This window comes from Acinetobacter harbinensis, from assembly GCF_000816495.1.
Taxonomy (GTDB): Bacteria; Pseudomonadota; Gammaproteobacteria; order Pseudomonadales; family Moraxellaceae; genus Acinetobacter; species Acinetobacter harbinensis.
Genome location: NZ_JXBK01000003.1, coordinates 17,273 through 17,696, shown reverse-complemented (window position 1 = coordinate 17,696; position 424 = coordinate 17,273). Strand labels below are relative to the sequence as shown.

Here is a 424-nt window from a genome sequence, read left to right as displayed (position 1 = left end):
TGATCAAAATGAGCAGATAATATAGTGAAATGTGATTTTAGTGCGTCACATCCTAATCTCGCGAAGCACTGGTTCTCAGGTAGTTAACTTTACTTATATTCAGATGAATTCAGGCTGGGTGTATACCGCATTTATTATTGATTTATTCTCACGAGCAATCGTCCATTGGAAGGTATCGAAAAAGATAAATATGGTTATGGATTCACTTGAACAAGCGCTTCATAGCCATGGTATGTATGAAGATATGCTTCGCTTTGTGTCTATTAGCTTTTTCACCCAAACAATCCCAAGATTCAAATTAATGAAATGTTGTTTTAAACAGGATTCAGGTTATTTAAATAAATAAACATGGAGAAATGTAAATATAAGTATTTTTTATAAAAATTATCTTTTCATTCAAATTAAAATAAAGAAATTCTGGCCT

The 424-nt window shown here is 31.4% G+C and carries 1 pseudogene; it reads left to right on the top strand.

The window, feature by feature from the left end:
* Positions 1-12 precede the first annotated feature (12 nt).
* Positions 13-250, top strand: a pseudogene (locus SE27_RS14275) (IS3 family transposase); the annotation flags it as partial.
* Positions 251-424: the final 174 nt, after the last annotated feature.